Origin of the sequence: Enterococcus wangshanyuanii, from assembly GCF_002197645.1 — a bacterium.
Taxonomy (GTDB): Bacteria; Bacillota; Bacilli; order Lactobacillales; family Enterococcaceae; genus Enterococcus_L; species Enterococcus_L wangshanyuanii.
In genome coordinates, this window is record NZ_CP021874.1 from 1,761,125 (window position 1) to 1,779,160 (window position 18,036).

The 18,036-nt window shown below is 37.2% G+C and carries 18 protein-coding genes; 6 read left to right on the forward strand and 12 right to left on the reverse strand.

All coding sequences use genetic code 11. From position 1 onward, the window contains the following. Positions 1-170 precede the first annotated feature (170 nt). Entirely contained in the window at positions 171-1,337 is a 1,167-nt protein-coding gene (locus tag CC204_RS08590; RefSeq protein ID WP_088269810.1) for a tyrosine-type recombinase/integrase, read from the forward strand. Positions 1,338-1,398: 61 nt separating this feature from the next. Here CC204_RS08590 and rplT read toward each other — a convergent pair whose 3' ends face one another. From rplT to opp1B, 10 genes are all read right to left on the reverse strand, one after another. Next, positions 1,399-1,761: a 50S ribosomal protein L20 gene (gene rplT / locus CC204_RS08595; protein WP_088269811.1), complete on the reverse strand. Its 363-nt coding sequence runs from the start codon at positions 1,759-1,761 to the stop codon at positions 1,399-1,401. A 131-nt stretch (positions 1,762-1,892) separates the two neighbouring features. Then, positions 1,893-2,093 (reverse strand): 50S ribosomal protein L35, encoded by a 201-nt coding sequence (rpmI, locus tag CC204_RS08600; protein WP_069662903.1) that lies wholly within the window; start codon positions 2,091-2,093, stop codon positions 1,893-1,895. Between the two features lie 97 nt (positions 2,094-2,190). Continuing rightward, complete coding sequence (infC, locus tag CC204_RS08605) at positions 2,191-2,712, reverse strand: translation initiation factor IF-3 (protein WP_087640931.1); 522 nt, start codon at positions 2,710-2,712, stop codon at positions 2,191-2,193. A gap of 323 nt (positions 2,713-3,035) precedes the next feature. Next, entirely contained in the window at positions 3,036-3,833 is a 798-nt protein-coding gene (locus CC204_RS08610; RefSeq protein ID WP_088269812.1) for a Cof-type HAD-IIB family hydrolase, read from the reverse strand. Between the two features lie 13 nt (positions 3,834-3,846). Next, on the reverse strand, positions 3,847-4,632 hold the full coding sequence (locus tag CC204_RS08615; RefSeq protein ID WP_088269813.1) for a Cof-type HAD-IIB family hydrolase: 786 nt from the start codon (positions 4,630-4,632) through the stop codon (positions 3,847-3,849). A 265-nt stretch (positions 4,633-4,897) separates the two neighbouring features. After that, positions 4,898-6,010: an RNA-guided endonuclease TnpB family protein gene (locus CC204_RS08620; protein ID WP_088269814.1), complete on the reverse strand. Its 1,113-nt coding sequence runs from the start codon at positions 6,008-6,010 to the stop codon at positions 4,898-4,900. Positions 6,011-6,445: 435 nt separating this feature from the next. Further along, complete coding sequence (locus CC204_RS08625) at positions 6,446-7,405, reverse strand: ABC transporter ATP-binding protein (protein WP_088269815.1); 960 nt, start codon at positions 7,403-7,405, stop codon at positions 6,446-6,448. After that, positions 7,405-8,466 carry an oligopeptide ABC transporter ATP-binding protein Opp1D gene (gene opp1D / locus CC204_RS08630; RefSeq protein WP_087640927.1) on the reverse strand — a complete coding sequence of 354 codons (1,062 nt, stop codon included), beginning with the start codon at positions 8,464-8,466 and terminating at the stop codon, positions 7,405-7,407. Before opp1D ends, CC204_RS08625 begins: the two co-directional genes overlap by 1 nt. A gap of 5 nt (positions 8,467-8,471) precedes the next feature. Continuing rightward, positions 8,472-9,524, reverse strand: a complete 1,053-nt coding sequence (opp3C, locus tag CC204_RS08635; protein ID WP_088269816.1) for an oligopeptide ABC transporter permease — start codon at positions 9,522-9,524, stop codon at positions 8,472-8,474. Then, complete coding sequence (opp1B, locus tag CC204_RS08640) at positions 9,524-10,465, reverse strand: oligopeptide ABC transporter permease Opp1B (RefSeq protein ID WP_088269817.1); 942 nt, start codon at positions 10,463-10,465, stop codon at positions 9,524-9,526. Before opp1B ends, opp3C begins: the two co-directional genes overlap by 1 nt. Before the next feature lie 83 nt (positions 10,466-10,548). Between opp1B and CC204_RS08645 the strand changes: the two genes are divergently transcribed. Then, positions 10,549-10,896, forward strand: a complete 348-nt coding sequence (locus CC204_RS08645) for a DUF3899 domain-containing protein (protein ID WP_088269818.1) — start codon at positions 10,549-10,551, stop codon at positions 10,894-10,896. A gap of 308 nt (positions 10,897-11,204) precedes the next feature. Here CC204_RS08645 and CC204_RS08650 read toward each other — a convergent pair whose 3' ends face one another. After that, positions 11,205-12,878 (reverse strand): peptide ABC transporter substrate-binding protein, encoded by a 1,674-nt coding sequence (locus tag CC204_RS08650; protein ID WP_088269819.1) that lies wholly within the window; start codon positions 12,876-12,878, stop codon positions 11,205-11,207. A gap of 302 nt (positions 12,879-13,180) precedes the next feature. Between CC204_RS08650 and CC204_RS08655 the strand changes: the two genes are divergently transcribed. Continuing rightward, on the forward strand, positions 13,181-14,245 hold the full coding sequence (locus CC204_RS08655) for an FUSC family protein (RefSeq protein WP_088269820.1): 1,065 nt from the start codon (positions 13,181-13,183) through the stop codon (positions 14,243-14,245). A gap of 35 nt (positions 14,246-14,280) precedes the next feature. Further along, positions 14,281-14,913 (forward strand): pentapeptide repeat-containing protein, encoded by a 633-nt coding sequence (locus tag CC204_RS08660; protein WP_088269821.1) that lies wholly within the window; start codon positions 14,281-14,283, stop codon positions 14,911-14,913. A gap of 45 nt (positions 14,914-14,958) precedes the next feature. On the opposite strand, the gene CC204_RS08665 is transcribed toward CC204_RS08660, so the two are convergent. Next, positions 14,959-15,891 (reverse strand): N-acetylmuramoyl-L-alanine amidase, encoded by a 933-nt coding sequence (locus tag CC204_RS08665; RefSeq protein WP_088269822.1) that lies wholly within the window; start codon positions 15,889-15,891, stop codon positions 14,959-14,961. A gap of 557 nt (positions 15,892-16,448) precedes the next feature. Here CC204_RS08665 and CC204_RS08670 point away from each other — a divergent pair. After that, on the forward strand, positions 16,449-16,676 hold the full coding sequence (locus CC204_RS08670) for a hypothetical protein (RefSeq protein ID WP_088269823.1): 228 nt from the start codon (positions 16,449-16,451) through the stop codon (positions 16,674-16,676). Then, positions 16,676-18,034 (forward strand): tripartite tricarboxylate transporter permease, encoded by a 1,359-nt coding sequence (locus CC204_RS08675; protein ID WP_088269824.1) that lies wholly within the window; start codon positions 16,676-16,678, stop codon positions 18,032-18,034. The genes CC204_RS08670 and CC204_RS08675 overlap by 1 nt, the downstream gene beginning before the upstream one ends. Positions 18,035-18,036: the final 2 nt, after the last annotated feature.

The following is an 18,036-nucleotide window of genomic DNA, read 5'->3' on the forward strand; positions in this document are numbered from 1 at the left end:
AACTGCAATTTTAATATTTGTTATACGTTATTGAGAATTTATATTATCAAATTTACGTTTAGGTATATTCAAGTGTTCTAAATCTATTATTCCATCCATTCTCGAAATTTCTTTTCAGATATCGTATAATATTCTCAGCTTTATCCTATGCCATGAAAAGGAGAATTTTTATGGCACAAATTAAGCAATACAAAAAGCAAGATGGCACTATCAATTACATGTTTGACTACTATGTAGGTGTTAATCCTAAAACTGGAAAAAAACAAAAAACGACCAGAAGAGGGTTTGAAACAGAGGAAGAAGCTAGTTTAGCCTTAGCAGAATTAAGTCTTTTAGTTGCAACTGAACAGTATGTACCTAAGAAACACCATACCTTTAATGAAATTTTCACACTATGGTATAAGCAGTATTGCAACTTAGTAAAGGAAAGTACTGCAGTTACAGCTAAATGTGAATTCAAGTATGCTATATTGCCAAAATTTCAAGAAATGAGAATCCAAGACATTACTCCAATTTATTGTCAGCAAATAGTAAATGAATGGTATAAAGATAAACCAAAAAGAGCTAGTAGGTTTATTTACTATTTTAATAGAGTAATGGAACATGCTATGTTCTTAGAATTAATCTATCAAAACCCAATGGCTAATGTTAAAAAACCAGTAACCAATCTTAATTTAAATCAGTATGAAGAGTTTTCAAATTTTTTTACTAAAGAAGAATTAATAGAGTTTCTGAGATTTACAAAAGAAAATTTTGATTCTGAAAGATATGCCTTTTTTAGAACATTGGCATTTACTGGATTACGCAAAGGAGAAGCATTTGCTTTAACTTGGGAGGATATTAATTTTGACGAGAAGTATTTAGAAGTAACTAAAACTGTTGCTAAAGGAGACAGAAACAAAACCCTAGTTCACCCACCGAAAACAAAGGCTGGTTTTAGAAGAATAAGCTTGGACGATACCACATTAGTAGCTTTAAAAACATGGCAGGAAAAACAAGCAATAAAATTTGATTTACCCAAGCTAAACCCTAATCAGATTATTTTTTCTAATTACAAAAATACTTATCTCGAATCAGGTATAACTAAAGAGTGGTTTTTAACAATTCAGAGACTATATAGGAAAAAAACTGGTAAAGAAATCAAAACAATCACAATGCACGGTTTCAGGCATACACATGCAAGTCTATTATACAAAGCAAATATCCCAATTAAAGAAGCTCAAGAAAGACTTGGACATTCTAATGTGAAAACGACACTGAATATTTACACTCACTTATCCAAAGACCAAAGAGATAAAACAGCTAATCGTTTTGCTGAGTTTATGAATGAAATATAGCAAAATGAAAAATAAAAAACCCACTGATTATAGTGGGTTTGGAGTGTTCAAAAGTTGCCTATTATTTGTTTTCTAGGGCTTTTGAGGCTTGGTCAGCTAATGCTGTAAATGCTGATGCATCGTTAACAGCCAAGTCAGCTAACATTTTGCGGTTGATATCAATCTCTGCCAATTTCAAACCGTGCATTAATTTAGAATAGCTCAAGCCATTCATACGAGCTGCTGCGTTGATACGCGCAATCCATAATTTACGGAAATCACGTTTTTTCTGACGACGATCTCTGTATGCATAACTATAAGATTTCATCACTTGTTCTTTTGCTGTTCTAAATAAAGTATGTTTTGATCCGTAATAGCCTTTCGCTAATTTAAGGATCTTTTTACGACGTTTACGGCTTACTACGCCACCTTTAACACGTGCCATGGTTAATTCCTCCTAATAAATATCTATTATCTCTATGAGTGTTTTCATTGCTAAGTTGTTACAAGAAATTCTTCAACTTTCCTACATTCAGCAAGCTTTTTCAGTCAATGCTAATCGAGCTATTCAGCTTTTTATTTCATTCTTGCTAATTGTTGGCGAATACGTTTGAAATCGCCAGCTGATACCATTCCTGCTTTACGCAATTGACGGCGTTGTTTCTTTGTTTTACCGTGGAAACGGTGACTTGTAAACGCACGGAATCTCTTCAAACCGCCTTTACCAGTACGTTTGAAACGTTTTGCTGATCCGCGGTGAGTTTTTTGTTTTGGCATGACTAATTTTCCTCCTACATTTTCATTTTCGTCTACCGTTCAACTATTGAACGAGTATCCTCAAAATCTTTTGTTAACTAGTTATCAGCTTTTCAGCTTACTTGTCGTTTTTCGGTGCCAGCGTTAGGAACATGCTGCGTCCGTCCATTTTCGCTTTTTGTTCAACTGTAGCGATATCTGCAGTTTCTTCCGCTAAGCGATCAAGAACTTTCTGACCAATCTCTTTATGGGTAATGGCACGGCCTTTGAAACGGATCGAAGCTTTCACTTTGTCCCCTTTTTCCAAGAACTTGCGTGCATTACGAAGTTTTGTGTTAAAGTCATTGACATCGATCGTCGGACTTAAACGAACTTCTTTTACGTTGATCACTTTTTGTTTCTTACGAGCTTCACGCTCTTTCTTTTGCGTTTCGAAACGGAATTTTCCATAATCCATAATTCGCGCAACAGGAGGTTTCGCAGTAGGTGCTACTAGAACTAAATCCAAATTGGCTGTTTCAGCGATTTTCAACGCTTCCACTTTTGTTTTAACACCTAATTGTTCACCGTCTTGTCCGATCAAACGTAACTCGCGTGCACGAATGCCGTCGTTCACCATCATATCCTTTGCTATGGTCATTCACCTCCAAGTTTATTAAGAGAAAATCAGCGCTGAAACGTTTTTATTCCTTGACGTCCCTGTCATAAAAATGACAATAAAAAACAGGCTCTGTAAACAGATCCCGCGATTTTTCGGACTTATATCTTCTGATATAAGGAATCCTCTTATCCAGCCCAGTGACAAGGTCAACTAAGGCGAGAAGCGGGTGCTTCTGCTTTCATTTCTCAACTTTAATAGTATAAGCCATCTTTCTGTATTTGTCAAACATCTTTTCATCAAAAAATTAGGAAATGAAGCAAATGAGCTATTCATTGTTTGCCCCATTTCCCTGAAGAAGCTTTCTATTTTAATAGTTCCTCGATTTTAACTAAAACACCATCTTCATCATTCGATAGAATGATTTCACTTGCAGCAACCTTGACTTCCGGCTGTGCGTTACTCATCGCAAAGCTATGACCCACATGCTTTAGCATTTCCAAGTCATTCCCACTATCACCAAAAGCAGCAATCTCATGATTTTTGATTCCCCATAATTCCTGCAGTTGCATCAATCCATAGGCTTTATGAATTCCTGGAATGATCAAATCCACATCCTCATGGCCGCTGGAAACAGGCGTCACTTTGTCACCCAAAACTGTATTTAACTGTGCTAATACGCCCTTTACTTTCTCAGAAGGAAAACTCAAAGCAAATTTAAATAATGTATCATCAGTTACGTCAAATAAATTCGGCACTCTTTTTAATCGATGGTAATAGTTACTACCGTATGCGACAAATTCATCCGGCTCTTGCTCGCTGACATATGCACTGTTTTTCCCACAAAGGATCGTATGTGCGCCTTCTACCTCGGATAAGATAGTAAGTACGTCTTTTACACTCTCCGGATGAAGCTCTCCACAAAAAATTTCATTTCCTTCGCTAATGACATAAGCGCCATTTTCTGAGACAAAAGATAGCTCATCTGCAATCGTTGGAAAAAAAGACTTTAATTGATAATATTGATTTCCGCTTGCTACTACAAAGCGAACATTCTGCTGTTTCATCTTGTTATACAGATAATCAAATCTTTCACGGTCATATTCTTTTTGACTATTTAAAAACGTACCATCCATGTCTACTGCAATCATTTTAACTGTCATTATACTCATCCTTTCATGGTAACAAACCAAAATGCTCTAAACCAAAACGAATCCCGTCATCCATATGGGACTTAGTAATAAAATCTGCGTGATGTTTGACATATTCTGATGCATTGTCCATCGCAATTGCCGTTTGAACTGCTTCGAACATTCCTAAATCATTATTCCCGTCACCAAATGCATAGGTGGGTACATGCGCTAAATCAAGTGAATTGATAACTTCTTGAATCCCTGTCTTTTTCGATTGACCTTTTATTACAACTGCCAATGAATATGGACTATCACGATAAAAAGTCAGACTATCAGAAAATTCTGTTTGATACAGTTGATCTTTTGTCTCATCTTCTGAAAAAAGATACCCCATATAGATTTCATTTTTGAGATGGAAATTTTTGTTGATTTCAGGTAATGGCGCATTATCCAATTTATAGAGCTTTTCCATACTGGCAGTTTTGTAGCAAGCTGCATATTCTTGATCCGTGTAACAGGCAAATGAATGATTTAATGCCTTAGAAAAAATCATTAGTCTGTTGATCACGTCAAGCGGAAAGACATGCTTTGATACCACTTGATTTTCAACTACATTAAATTGACCATTCAAACTTACATATGAATCGATTCCTGTATTTGCTGTAATAGTAATGATTTCTTTAGGTGAACGACCACTGGCAATCATTGGTAATATATGATTTTGTTTCAATCCTTGAATAGCCTGCAGATTCTCCTTAGAGATCTCAGAGTCTGCATTTAGCAATGTGCCATCTAAGTCAAAAAATACAAGCGCTTTCCAATTTCTCATGATCAACCTCCTCTACTGTTTCTTCTATCTATCATTGTACTACACTTTTATTCAGAAACTAAAAAAACTTTGCTAAGCTTATTCAAAAATGAATAAGTAGATCTTAGCAAAGTTCAACTTTTTATTTTTTATCAACTAATAATTAGTGAACTATTTCTATTTTAATAGAAACTTCCTAGAAAAAGATAAATGATCGAATTATCGCTGTATCTACCTTATATGCCCTAGGCTAACCCTGTAGTCCCTACAGTTTTTACTGTGTATTTTAATAGCTTAATCCTTTGTTCAAAACATGGATACTTGCTGCAGTTTCTAGATCAGATACTTCTTTTTGTTTATCGATGTCTTCAATAAATATTTTACTCCGCTTTTTATTTTCTGAATGTTCAGAACATTTATCGCAAGCTGAAACTTTGATCAATCTTTTATTATACCAAGAAGCTTTATATTCCAATTTTGAAACGAATAACGCCCAAGAAACATCTGAGATTCCTCGATGAAGTTTGCTATTTCTATACACATCTGATTGATGAATATCTTCAATACAAATCACATCATATTTATGAACGATTTCTGTTGTAATCTTATTTAAAAAATCCGTTCGCTGATTCATCAATTTTTCCCGCATCTTAGCTACCTTCAATTTTTGTTTCTGGTAGTTTTTTTGCTGAGATAGTTCTGTACCTTTCAATTTAGCAATTTCTTTACGCCTAACAAGTTTTCTCTCTTCCCGTATGAGTCGTTGCTCGAATTCTTTGGTGTACTTATCATTATCGATACGTCTACCATTTGATAACACCGCAAATTCAGAAGTGCCTAATGTGATTCCTATAGCAGAGTGTGTTTTCTCTACCGCAAGAACTTCCTCTTCACAAAGAATCGAAATGAAAAACTTATGGCTAGGTGTTAAAGAAATCGTTGCTGACTTTATTTTTCCTTTTATCGGACGATGCATTTTTACTTTCATTGGTGTCTTCAACTTGGGAACTTTTATCCATTTGTCATCGATAATTTTGATCGTCCCATTTTGATTATTAGTTGTGTAAGACGAAACAGAATCCTTCTTTTGTTTCATTTTTGGAAAACCAACGCCTTTTTCCCTATGAAATTTTTTAAATGCCCGATCCAGATAAACTTGCGCATTCGCTAACGCCAAACTATCTACTTCTTTTAAACAAGGATGCTCTTTTTTATATTGAGCAGGTGTCGGCAGCTTGACAGTAAGATCAGGATTTTCTTTCAATGCTTTATAAAGAGCGATCCGATCCTGCAGCAAAAGATTATACACAAGACGAACACAAGAAAAAGTTTTTTTGATAAACTCCTCTTGAGCTGAGGTAGGATAAAGCCGATACTTATACGCCTTTAAAACCCTCATGAACATACCACCCTACCAATAAAAAGCTGATTGAGCCGGTTAGCTCTGACTGAAAAATAGGAAAATACGATTGAGGCGCTCTTTGCCTCATTCTTATTTTATCTTTTTTCTGAAGAGTTGGCTCAAGAAGCTAGATTAAATAAAAGCTGATTGAGCCGGTTTGCATCGATCAAAAATAGGAAAACATGAGAATGGCGCTTTTCGCCATAATCAGGTTTTATCTTTTTTGCGAGATGCTGGCTCAAGAAGCTAGATTAGATAAAAAGCCAATTGAGCCGATTTACTCTGACTGAAAAATAGGAAAATACGACTGAGGCGCTTTTTGCCTCATTCTTATTTTATCTTTTTTCTGAAGAGCTGGCTCAAGAAGCTACTTGTTAAAAATCCTAGCTAAGAAAAGAATCTTTCTTAGCTAGTCTTTCTTTTACCAGACGACTACCCTTGAGTCGCTCTGGCTTTTTTCTCTTCAATTTTTTTACGATAGATATCCACTTCATCTTCAGAACAATACACGTAATGTTCAGGAGTGATTTCTCTCAATTTACGTTCTTTATTGTCTTCAGGCTGTGGTTTGTAAACGATACGTTTACGTGTGCGTTCGTAATCCGGATCTGGTAATGGGATCGCTGATAATAAACTTTCAGTATACGGATGTACCCCAAAGTTATACACATCATCACTTGAACCCATTTCCAACAATCTACCACTGTGCATCACACCGATTCGATCACTGATATGTTTTACCATAGATAAATCATGCGCGATAAATAGATACGTCAAGCCAGCATCTTTTTGCAGATCCTGCAGCAAGTTAACGACCTGTGCCTGAATCGATACATCCAATGCAGAAATCGGCTCATCACAAATGATGAAACGAGGGTCCACAGCTAATGCACGAGCAATCCCGATCCGTTGACGCTGACCACCTGAAAACTCATGTGGGTAACGTGTACCGTGACTTGGATCAAGTCCTACGACTTTTAAAAGCTCATTGACTTTCTCTTCGCGCTCAGCAGGAGTGCTAGCTAAATGATTGATATCGATTCCTTCAGCAATGATGTCATTGACTTTCATTCTTGGATTCAATGATGCATAAGGATCCTGGAAGATCATTTGAACTTCACGACGGAATTCTTGCATCGCTGATTTTGAACGAATTTTACTGATATCTTCTCCATCAAAAATAATTTCGCCATCAGTTGGATTGTATAGGCGGATAACACTACGGCCTGTTGTTGATTTTCCACTACCGGATTCTCCAACTAAACCAAATGTTTCACCTTCATAAATGTGAAAACTGATATCATCGACCGCTTTGACTTCATCAGGACGACCTACGTTAAAATACTGTTTTAAGCCTTTAACATCTAAAAGTACTTTTCTTTTTTCACTCATTACTTAACGCCTCCTGTTGCTGTCTTATGACGTTCAGCGTAAATTGCCCAACGACGAACGATTTCTGCTGGAGGTGTGATTTTTGGTGCTTGTGGCGCCAATAACCATGTCGCAGCTTTATGAGTTGGTGATACTTCAAAATACGGAGGTGCTTCTTCTGCATCGATTTTCATTGCGAATTCGTTACGCGGATAAAAAGCGTCCCCTTTTGGCGGATCCAACAAATCTGGAGGTGAACCTGGAATCGCATATAGCTTATCTTCTGTTCCTTCCATTGTCGGCATCGAGCCAAGTAATCCCCATGTATATGGATGTTGAGGATTATAGAAAATTTCTTCTGATGTCCCAACTTCGACTAAACGGCCGCCATACATTACAGCTACACGGTCAGCAACATTGGCTACGACCCCTAGATCATGGGTGATAAAAATGATCGATGTGCTGATTTTTTGCTGTAAGTCTTTTAATAATTCTAAAATTTGTGCTTGGATCGTTACATCCAATGCAGTTGTTGGTTCATCCGCAATCAGAACTTCTGGGTAACAAATCAAAGCGATCGCGATAACGATCCGTTGACGTTGTCCGCCTGAAAATTGGTGAGGATAGTTTTTTAAACGTTTTTCGGCATTTGGAATCCCTACTAATTTAAGGAGTTCTAATGCTTGCTCTAATCCTTCTTTTTTCGATACTTTATTATGCTTGATCAACGATTCAGCCACTTGTTTACCAATCGGCATCGTCGGATCCAATGATGTCATCGGATCTTGGAAAATCATTGCAATTTCTTTTCCACGAATCGTTTGCATTTGTTTTTCAGTTTTCTTAACGATATCTTCGCCTTTGAACAGGATTTCTCCATTATCAATATTTGCATTACTACTCAATAAACGCATGATACTTCTAGTCGTTACTGATTTACCACTACCAGATTCTCCTACGATCGCAAGTGTTTCACCCTTGAACAATTCAAAGCTGACACCGCGAATAGCATTTACTTTTCCAGCAAACGTATCAAAAGAAATCTGTAGGTCTTTTACTTCTAATACTTTTTCCATAGTCATTCACTCTACTCTTTCATCTTAGGATCGAAGGCATCACGTAGACCATCAGCTAGTAAGTTGAAACAAATCATTACTATTGATAGTGTTACGGCAGGAATCCACATTAAATATGGAAGGAAACGGAACGTTTTATATCCTTCATTCAACAAGGTTCCAAGAGAAGCGGTCGGCGGTCTTAATCCTAAACCGATGAAACTTAGAAACGCTTCGAAGAAAATTGCCGACGGGATACTGAACATCATTTGAACAATGATCACGCTAGAAATATTCGGCAAGATATGTTTTACGGCGATCTTCAAACGAGATTCACCTAATGTTTGAGCAGCTAGTACAAATTCTTGGTCTTTTAATTTCAAGGTCTGTGCCCGAACGATTCTGGCCATTGAAATCCAGTTGGTAATAACCATCGCTAACACGATCGATAAAATACCTGGATCAAAAACAGTCAGCATCAAGATCATTACAACTAAGTTAGGAATTCCTGAAAGAACTTCAAGAATACGTTGCATCACTGTATCGACACGTCCGCCTAATAACCCTGAGATCAAACCATACGTAACACCGATCGTGATATCAAGTAAAGCAGCAATAAAGGCGATCAATAATGAGATACGTGTTCCCATGAACAAACGGCTTAACACATCACGTCCTAATCCATCTGTTCCTAAATAGAAGTTCACATTATCTGGAACATTTGCTTGCGCATACTTATCAACTACTTGCCCAGCTACTGTAGCTGTCCCATTGAAGCCGTTGATGCTATCCAAAAATGGAATACGCGGCGGTAAATTGATATATGCAACATTTTGTTGTGTTGGGTCATGTGGTGAAACCCAAATCGTAATAATTGAGATAAAGATGATGATTCCTAAAAAGATCAAGGAAACTACAGCAGCTTTATTCTTTTTCAAACGACGCCAAGAATCTTGCAAAAAGCTTAGTGACGGTGTTGCGATTCGTTCCCGCTCTTTTGTTGTTGAAGTATCTAAAGGCTGGAATTCTCCAGCAGGAATATTTTTGATTTTATCTGGTACATTGTTTAAATCAACTGATTGCATTAGCCACGGTCACCTCCTGAAACACGAATTCTTGGATCGATCAATCCATAAAGTAAGTCTACGACTAAAATAACGAATACTAGTAAAGCAGAATATAAAATCGTTACAGCCATGATCGTTGGATAATCATTGGTCATGATTGATTTTACAAATTGCTCCCCGATTCCCGGGATGGCGAAAATATTCTCAACAACTAACGATCCTGTCATCAGACCAACAGCTAAAGGTCCTAATAATGTAATCAATGGAATCAAACTATTTCTAAGTCCATGTCTAACCGCAACTTGCCAACGGCTTAAGCCTTTAGCACGCGCTAGCTCTACATAATCACTATGTAATACCTCGACCATTTCCGTTCGGATAAACCTGGCGGAGTCTGCCATTGGACTCATAGCAAGTGCAATCGTCGGTAGAATCGTATAAGCAAATCCATTCCACATTGCAATCGGTAATACTTTTAATTTCATAGCAAAAACGTATTGTAATAATACGGCAAAGACAAAGTTAGGAATCGAACGTCCTAAAATAGCCATCAGAGTTGCCAATGTATCTACCCAAGTATTTTGGCGCATTGCAGCGATGATTCCTAAAAGAATCCCTACTAATGTACCGAAAATGATCGCTTGTCCCCCTAATTGGACGGATGGTCCGATACGGCCTGCTAAAAGTTTTGCTACTGGTTGGTTTTTAAATTGGAATGAAATCCCAAAATCACCGACTAGCAGATTTTTTAAATAGATTCCATATTGAACGATGACTGGTTTATCTAAACCAGATTGCTTATTCAACATAGCAATTGTTTCCGGACTAAGTTTTTCTTGGTTGGTATAAGGAGTACCTGGTAATAATTGCATCAAGAAAAACGTAATCGTCGCGATCAGCCACAACGTGACGATCATAAAAAAGACCCGTTTAAGAAAATATTTTCCAAAACTGTTCAAGAATGACACCTCCGAGATTATTTTGACTTCATCAGCTTTTTTCGATAAAGTAAGGATAGAAAAATTTAGATAAGGATGAGCACATGAATAAAATAAAATGGCCCCTCATTACTTCAGCGGTCTCAAGCATCGGTATTTTTACTTACCTATTAATAAAACAGTCATTGACTATCCGTTCTGTATCAGATACCTTTTTCATCGTTTCTTTGTTCTTTTTAATCATTGGCTTGGCCCTTTGGGTCATGTCCTCAGGATTTTTTGATAATTTCCAACGTTTTATGAAAATGCATTTTCGTTTTAAAAAGAAAAATGAACCGAAAGAATTTATCCCATTTTCAGAGATTGGTAAAGCACATCAGCTTTACTGGCTTGAAACAGGCGGTATCTTACTGATCGTCTCTATTGTTTCTTTATTATTTTACTTTTTATAAGCAAAGATAGCAAGAGTGAGGAAAATAAATTTCTATGATTCTTGCTTCTTCCTTTTAAATGAAGCATTTATGATAAGATAAATGCAAATTCATTAAAAACAAGCCGAGATTCACGAAAATCACAAGACATCTGATAAAAGAACAGTCATGCTCGCGCAAAGAGTATTCGCACGGGCAATCACATCTGTTACTTTTAGTTTCAATGTTTCTTGTCAATTTTCGTGAATCTCTTCTTATTACAATCGGAGACTGGCAATCATACCTGCCTCCGCATTTTTGATAAGTGTCACTTCAAATGTGTTTCAGAATTATTCTGAAATGTATGTCCATTTGAAATCGTATTGCGCACCTGCTGGGTGGAAACAAACATCTTTGACTTTTTCAGCACGTAAGTGTGCTTCTGCTTTTTGGTAAAGCGGAATGACACCCATGTCGCCCATGATTGTTTTCTCTGCATTGACCATATCATCCCAACGTTTTTCAGGATCATTGGCATTTGTTGTTGCAGCAGATTTTACAAACTCGTCATATTTAGTGTTGCTGTAACGTCCACGGTTATATGAAACGCCTGTTTGGAATAGATCTAAGAAACTACTTGGATCTGCATAGTCAGCTCCCCAACCACCGATAACTACATCAAAGTCACCTTTGTTTGAACGGTCTAGACGAACTGAGAATGGTACTGGACTAACTGTTACTTTAACACCATCTAATGATTCTTGAATCGCACCTTGTACGTATTCTACGGTTTTCTTAGAAGAATCCGCATCAGAAGATAGAATATCTAACTCTAGAGAATCAATTTTCAATTCTTTTTTAGCTTTTTCCCAATATTCTTTTGCTTTTTCTTTATCGTATTCGATCTTGTCATCAGCAGCTTTAGCAAAGTCTTCTTTTCCATCTGGAGATTTAGACATATCTGCTGGTACTAATCCTTTAGGTTCTACTGATCCGTCACCTAAGATATTTTCAACAAGAGATTTACGATCGATTGAATAAGAAATCGCTTTTCTTAAGTTTTCATTTCTGTATGGAGAATTTTCATCGATTTGATTTAATTCGATATATTGTGTTGATGCTTCTTTTTGGATAACTAATGCTGGATCGTTCGCCGCTTGTTGCGCTAATTCACCAGTCAAGATCACGTCATCTGCTTGTCCGTCTTGGAATAAGTTATAAGAAGTCGGTGCTTCTTTTACAACGTTCGTTTTCACTTCGTCCAATTTCACAGTGTCAGCATCCCAGTAATCTTTGTTTTTCTTGTAAGACCAATCAGTATCTGTACCTGGTCCATCAAAATCAGCTAAGACAAATGGTCCGTTATAGACAGCATTGTCGCTGTTTGCAGCATATTCTTTACCATATTTTTCCACAATATCTTTTCTTTGCGGGAAGAATGAAGGGAACGCTAATAGATAATCAAAGTATGGTGTTGCTTTTTCTAGAGTAATTTCTAGTTCGTAGTCGCCTACAGCTTTGATCCCTAGTTCACCTTTGTCTTTTTTACCTGCTGCGATATCTGCACCGTTTTTCACAGATTCATATAAGTAGGCATATTCTGAAGCTGTTGCTGGATCAACTGTACGTTGCCATCCATAAACATAGTCTTCTGCTTTTACAGGTTGACCATCAGACCATTTTGCGTCTTCATTCAACTTGATTTTGTAAGTAATCCCATCTTCACTGACTTCAGCTTTCTCTGCTGCACCAGCAGGTTGTGGATTATTTTCAAGATCTAAACGATAAATTCCTTCATACACATTATTTAATGCTGTAAAACTAATCGTATCTGTTGCTAACGATAAATCAGCACTTGGCATTTCCTGTAATACATTCACGCGAAATACTTGCTCTCCACTTGGTTTTCCGCCAGTTGATGCAGCACTGCCTGAATCGTCTGTTTTTCCACCATTGCCGCACGCAGCAAGTGTTAGACTAAATAAAGTGATGAATCCAAAAGCAAATGACTTCTTTAACTTCATTCTTATTTCCTCCCTAGAAACCCTAAAGTATTTTCTGAAAAATCAGAATTTAATAATTATTTATTGTATCTGAGGTATAGTTTACAATTTTTAAATTAAAAAATCAAGAAAAATCTTATCTTATCCTCATATTCGCATCATCAAATTATATTTACATTAGAAGAATAATCTTAGAAATAAAGTAAAAAAGCAATTGTCTTCTACTTAAATAGTATGTTAGATTAATAGAGAGGACATATCTTTTAGCGGTACTTTTAAATTGGACCAAAAAATGATTGTCTTAAGAGTATAGGAGGAATTAGATGGAGAGTTCATCTTTTTTTAAGGAGTTATTAGTATTTCACAAACCACAAAAAGCACCCTTTCGCCTAGTTGGGGCTGGAATTTGTATGGCGATCCCACTGTTTATTGGATACTTCTCAAATAATTTACTAATAGGCAGCTTTGGTTCTTTAGGTATCTTTACGTTTCTTTATTATCAAACATTACCTTTTAAGGATTTAATGATCCGCTTAAGTTCCGTAGGTAGCTTTTTACTTTTAGGAAATTTACTTGGGATGCTCAGTACCCATGTTCCATGGGTCATTCCCATCATGATCGCGTTGATTGCTTTTTTAGCTAGAATCATTTTTAGATTGTATGCAATTGCCAAGCCGGGGGCTTTTTTTATTGTCATGGTTACTGCAATGGGCAGTGGAACGAAAATTCCGCTTGATAGAATCCCGATCATGATGAGTTATGTGCTGTTAGGTGTTATAACCTCTTTAGTAGTTGCTGTTATTCTGTATTTTGTTGAGGGAAGCGTTGAAGCGAAACCAGTAGAAAAGAAAATCTCTTTACAGGAACGTCTATATATCGATCCTGCTGCCCTTTTAGATGCTTTACATTACGCTGCCATCTTGTTTTTAGCGACTTATATCAGTCAATCGTTGCATCTGACTAATGCTTACTGGATGATTGTTTCTTGCGCTGCAGTTTTACAGGGAGACAACTTACGTGCGATCATGCATCGCAATGTCCAGCGGATTTTTGGCACGATGGTTGGGCTATTGATCGCTGCTTTATTGCTGAGTATTGCATTTACGACACTGCAATCGATCTTATTGATTTGCTTTTTCTTTTTAACTGTCGAATTTTTTATTAAACGAAACTATGCGATCGCAAACTTTTTTACCACACCAATGTCGTTACTTTTAGCTAATTTGGCTCGGCATCAATATTTGGTCAGTCTTTTGAATTATCGTTTGATCGGAATTGTCTTAGGGAGTCTACTTGGGCTTTTAGGGGCTTATGTGTTGACGACTTGCTTACGATTTTATAATCGTGCCTATCAATTAGATGAAAATTTAGATAAAGAAACAGAATAAGCTAATTCTGAATTATCCCTCTGGAGGTTCATATCATGAAAATAAAAAAACCAGTAGCACCAATCCTGCCGCGGTTAACGCAAACAGATTTCATTTCTTTGGATGATGAGATCATTATTGAGGGATTGGCACTAAAAGAACAGGATCTTAGTTATCAGGATAGTCGAAATTTAGTTTTTAGAGAGTGTCATTTTGATAAATTGACGATGAATCGAAATCACTTGGAACGCTTTGAATGCAGCAATGTGATTTTTGAGCATTGCGATTTTTCGAACACGGAATGGCTCGGTGCAAGTTTTCATCAAGTCCATTTCCGCCGCTGTAAGTTAACTGGGACTAACTTTGCAGAGAGTTATCTGCGTGATTGTACATTTGAGGATTGTTTGGCGGACTACGCCTCATTTAGCGCAACGAATCAAAAAGTCGTCCACTTCAACCAGACTAGTTTGAATGATACCGAATTTGTTGAAGTTGTTTGGAACAATCTTTTATTTGAAGAATGTTCATTGACTGGTAGCAATTGGTTTCATACCATGTTGAAAGAACTTGATTTAAGAAAAAGTACGTTTGAAAAAATTGCCTTTTCTCAAGAATTGATCAAAGGATTAAAAGTCACAACCGAACAAGCAGTGATCATTGCTGCTGGATTAGGATTAAGCATCGAATAAAAAAGGAAGAAGGTTTTTCAATGTCGAAAAACCTTCTTCCTTTTTTCATGCCCTTTCCATTTTCTGTAAATACTCAGACACCCCTTCGATCAGTGCATTTGCAACTTTCATTTGATATGCTTCTGTATTGAATATTTCTAAGTCATAGTCTGAATTCATATAGCCTAATTCCAGTAATAATGCAGGTTGAGTATTCTCTCGTAATACTTGATAATTGCCATAGTCGATCCCACGATTTTGTAACGGGAGATTTTCAGACAATGACTGATTAACGGCTTCGGCCAAATCAGCATATGCTTCATAATAGTAATACGTAGTCGTCCCGGTTGCTTCATTCATGTTCTCAGAAGAATCATAATGTAAGCTGATAAAGAGATCTGCATTATTTTGTTGACTGACCGTACAAATCTCAGAGAGGTCCTCTGCTATATCCTCGTCTCGAGTCAAAATCACTGTACTGCCTTTTTCTTCAAGTGCCGATTTGATTACCTCTGCCGTTTCTAACGTCACCTCTTTTTCGTAAATCCAGCCATCATTACTGATCGCCCCAGTGTCATCGCCACCATGCCCGGGGTTTAAAACAATTGTCATTCCTTCTAACGAACTAGGAGTTTTTTGTTTTGTTCGCGTAATTATCTGGCTATCGTTTTTTGAAACATAGCCTTCATCACCAGCATTTGTAACTACTTGATACCACTGATCTTCTGTTGCTATTAATTCTATCAGCTCTCCGCGATTGACCTCAGCTAGTTCCGTACTTTTAATTGAAGCTTTGCTGTATAAAATTGCATCTTTTGAACCTATTTGTACTAGTTCTTCTAAGCTTTCTTCCCCTTCTTCAAGGGAAATCGCTAAAGCCTCCACCGATGTATCTTCGGTCAATTGCCGATCACTCGCCAATTCTTTTGTTCTTTTTAAATAGCCTGTCCCTAGTAATACAATGACTATCGATATTGTATAGATTAAACGTCTCCTCATTTTTTCCTCTCCTGCCTTTTGTATACTCAATAAAAGAGTAAAACTGCAAGCTTAAACTATCCTTAAAATGAAATACGATCGACTAGTTTCTAATTTTTTGTTTAAGATAGGTTCAAAAATTTTACTTCATAGGCTTTTTTGGTAAACTAATATAGGTTGAGAATAATTCTCAATTACTTGAAAGTATGGAGAAGCAAGGATACACATTGATCGGACAAATTTTTGCCGGGAATCACATCGAAAAGATTTGAGTTGATGATGAACAGTACAAGACTTTCGCTAGAAAGTGTTGATCATTTATTTTATCCAGCTGCATGAGCCAGTCTCTCGAAAAAAAGATAAAATATAAATGAGGCAAAAAGCACCTCAGTTATATTTTCCTATTTTTCAGTCGAGACTGAACGGCTCATTCCACTTTTATCGTTATCCAGCTGACAAATCATTCCTTAGGAAAATAGATAAATTGCCAGTGAGACAAAAAGTGTCTCAAAGTCAATTTCCTAATTTTCTATAGGATCAGACGATTTGTTCCGCTTTTATATCAAGGAGGAGATATCATGAAAAAGAATCTTATTGAACTCTGGGGCGACCTAGTTGATTTGAAAGATTTGATTTTAGCAATTGTAATTTGCAGTGTGACGACCATGGGGAGTTTCTTTTTAGCACCTGCAGGAGATACAACGAAGCAATTATTTTTTGGTTTAGGCGGAGCTGTTTTAGGGTTTGTTATCAGTACTGTTTTGATCAAACCGAAGCGAACTGTCATTGAGGAGGAAGAAGATTAATGGATGCCGGATTACTTTTTCAGATGCTTCTAGCTGTTTTAGGAGCGATCGTTTTATATACATTTATCGGGTTTGTTCCTGGAACGGATGAAACATCTGTTTTGATGCCAGTTACATTAGCCGTTGTTTTAGCTGGTGTGGAGCCGATCGTCGTGCTGACCTTTTTCATTTCCGCGATCATTACATTGAATTTGATGAATGCGATCCCTACAGCGCTTGTGGGGTTACCGGGCGGTGTAATGTCAACGCCTATGATCGAACACGCACTCTATTTGAAAGAGCGCGGGATGGCGGCAACTAGTATTAAAAAGATGGCTACAGGTTCGATCATCGGAACAGCGATCGCTATTCCAGTCAGCCTGCTTTTAGCAAATATTTTGGCACCATTTTCAGATTCGGTGAAAGAATATGCGCCTTTGTTATTTGTTTTCGGTGCGATTTTCTTATCATTGATCGGCAAGAATAAATTGTTGGCTCTAATCAGTATTATTCCCTTAGGTCTGTTATTTCAAGGGCTTCGTTATCTTTATTGGGGAATCGGTGCGGTGCCGCAAGAAAAAAATGTGACTGTTTCTTTCTTTTTAGGGATCACGATCGGCCCTCTGCTCGTTTCTTTATTGGGCTTATTAAATAAGCAGAGTCGAGAGGCTTTGCCAAGGCATGATAAAAATGAGATTCATTTAAACAAAGTAGATGAACAGCAGTCCTTGGCACACCCGCTTCAGACAATCACAAAAAAAGAAGCTGGAACAAGTGCTGTAGTTTCTTTACTTTCAAATTTTCTCTTCTTTTTAAGCCCTGTCGGATTGACGATTTTGTTCGGTGAAGCTGTAGCAAACAAGGAAAAAGATCCCGTAAAAAAAGCCAGTATGGCTATCACTTCTATGAGTGCGTTGTCTCATGCAACCTATCTTTCCGGTGTGATCATTCCATTGATCGCTTTAGGGATTCCATTGTCTCCAGTCGCTGTAGGACCCGCCAATGCTCTATTCAATGCGCCGCCCGTTTTTACTTTAGAGCATAATATCCATCATTTGCTAAGCAAAGGTGAGTTTGTTTTTGCCATTGTCTTTGCAGGTGTTTTAGCTTCGATCATCACGTATTTTGTCGCAATGAAATATGCACGTCAAATGACCGCATTCGTTTTGAAAAAAATCCCTCACGAAGCCATTCTCGGCCTATTTATCGGCTTTATCTTATTATTGGCTTATATGGATGCTGGGTTGATCAATATTTTCGGTGTTTTACTGGTAGGGATCGTTTGTGGTACTCTTAATAAGATGGGCGTCAATTACGGCGTTCAATTCATGATTTTGTATGCAGCACCTTGGATCACCACACATTTAATTTTTAAATAGAA

Coding starts and splice junctions, on each gene's coding strand:
- CC204_RS08590 (WP_088269810.1), top strand. CDS start 171: ATGGCACAAATTAAGCAATACAAAAAGCAAGATGGCACTATCAATTAC.
- rplT (WP_088269811.1), bottom strand. CDS start 1,761: ATGGCACGTGTTAAAGGTGGCGTAGTAAGCCGTAAACGTCGTAAAAAG.
- rpmI (WP_069662903.1), bottom strand. CDS start 2,093: ATGCCAAAACAAAAAACTCACCGCGGATCAGCAAAACGTTTCAAACGT.
- infC (WP_087640931.1), bottom strand. CDS start 2,712: ATGACCATAGCAAAGGATATGATGGTGAACGACGGCATTCGTGCACGC.
- CC204_RS08610 (WP_088269812.1), bottom strand. CDS start 3,833: ATGACAGTTAAAATGATTGCAGTAGACATGGATGGTACGTTTTTAAAT.
- CC204_RS08615 (WP_088269813.1), bottom strand. CDS start 4,632: ATGAGAAATTGGAAAGCGCTTGTATTTTTTGACTTAGATGGCACATTG.
- CC204_RS08620 (WP_088269814.1), bottom strand. CDS start 6,010: ATGAGGGTTTTAAAGGCGTATAAGTATCGGCTTTATCCTACCTCAGCT.
- CC204_RS08625 (WP_088269815.1), bottom strand. CDS start 7,405: ATGAGTGAAAAAAGAAAAGTACTTTTAGATGTTAAAGGCTTAAAACAG.
- opp1D (WP_087640927.1), bottom strand. CDS start 8,466: ATGACTATGGAAAAAGTATTAGAAGTAAAAGACCTACAGATTTCTTTT.
- opp3C (WP_088269816.1), bottom strand. CDS start 9,524: ATGCAATCAGTTGATTTAAACAATGTACCAGATAAAATCAAAAATATT.
- CC204_RS08645 (WP_088269818.1), top strand. CDS start 10,549: ATGAATAAAATAAAATGGCCCCTCATTACTTCAGCGGTCTCAAGCATC.
- CC204_RS08650 (WP_088269819.1), bottom strand. CDS start 12,878: ATGAAGTTAAAGAAGTCATTTGCTTTTGGATTCATCACTTTATTTAGT.
- CC204_RS08655 (WP_088269820.1), top strand. CDS start 13,181: ATGGAGAGTTCATCTTTTTTTAAGGAGTTATTAGTATTTCACAAACCA.
- CC204_RS08660 (WP_088269821.1), top strand. CDS start 14,281: ATGAAAATAAAAAAACCAGTAGCACCAATCCTGCCGCGGTTAACGCAA.
- CC204_RS08665 (WP_088269822.1), bottom strand. CDS start 15,891: ATGAGGAGACGTTTAATCTATACAATATCGATAGTCATTGTATTACTA.
- CC204_RS08670 (WP_088269823.1), top strand. CDS start 16,449: ATGAAAAAGAATCTTATTGAACTCTGGGGCGACCTAGTTGATTTGAAA.
- CC204_RS08675 (WP_088269824.1), top strand. CDS start 16,676: ATGGATGCCGGATTACTTTTTCAGATGCTTCTAGCTGTTTTAGGAGCG.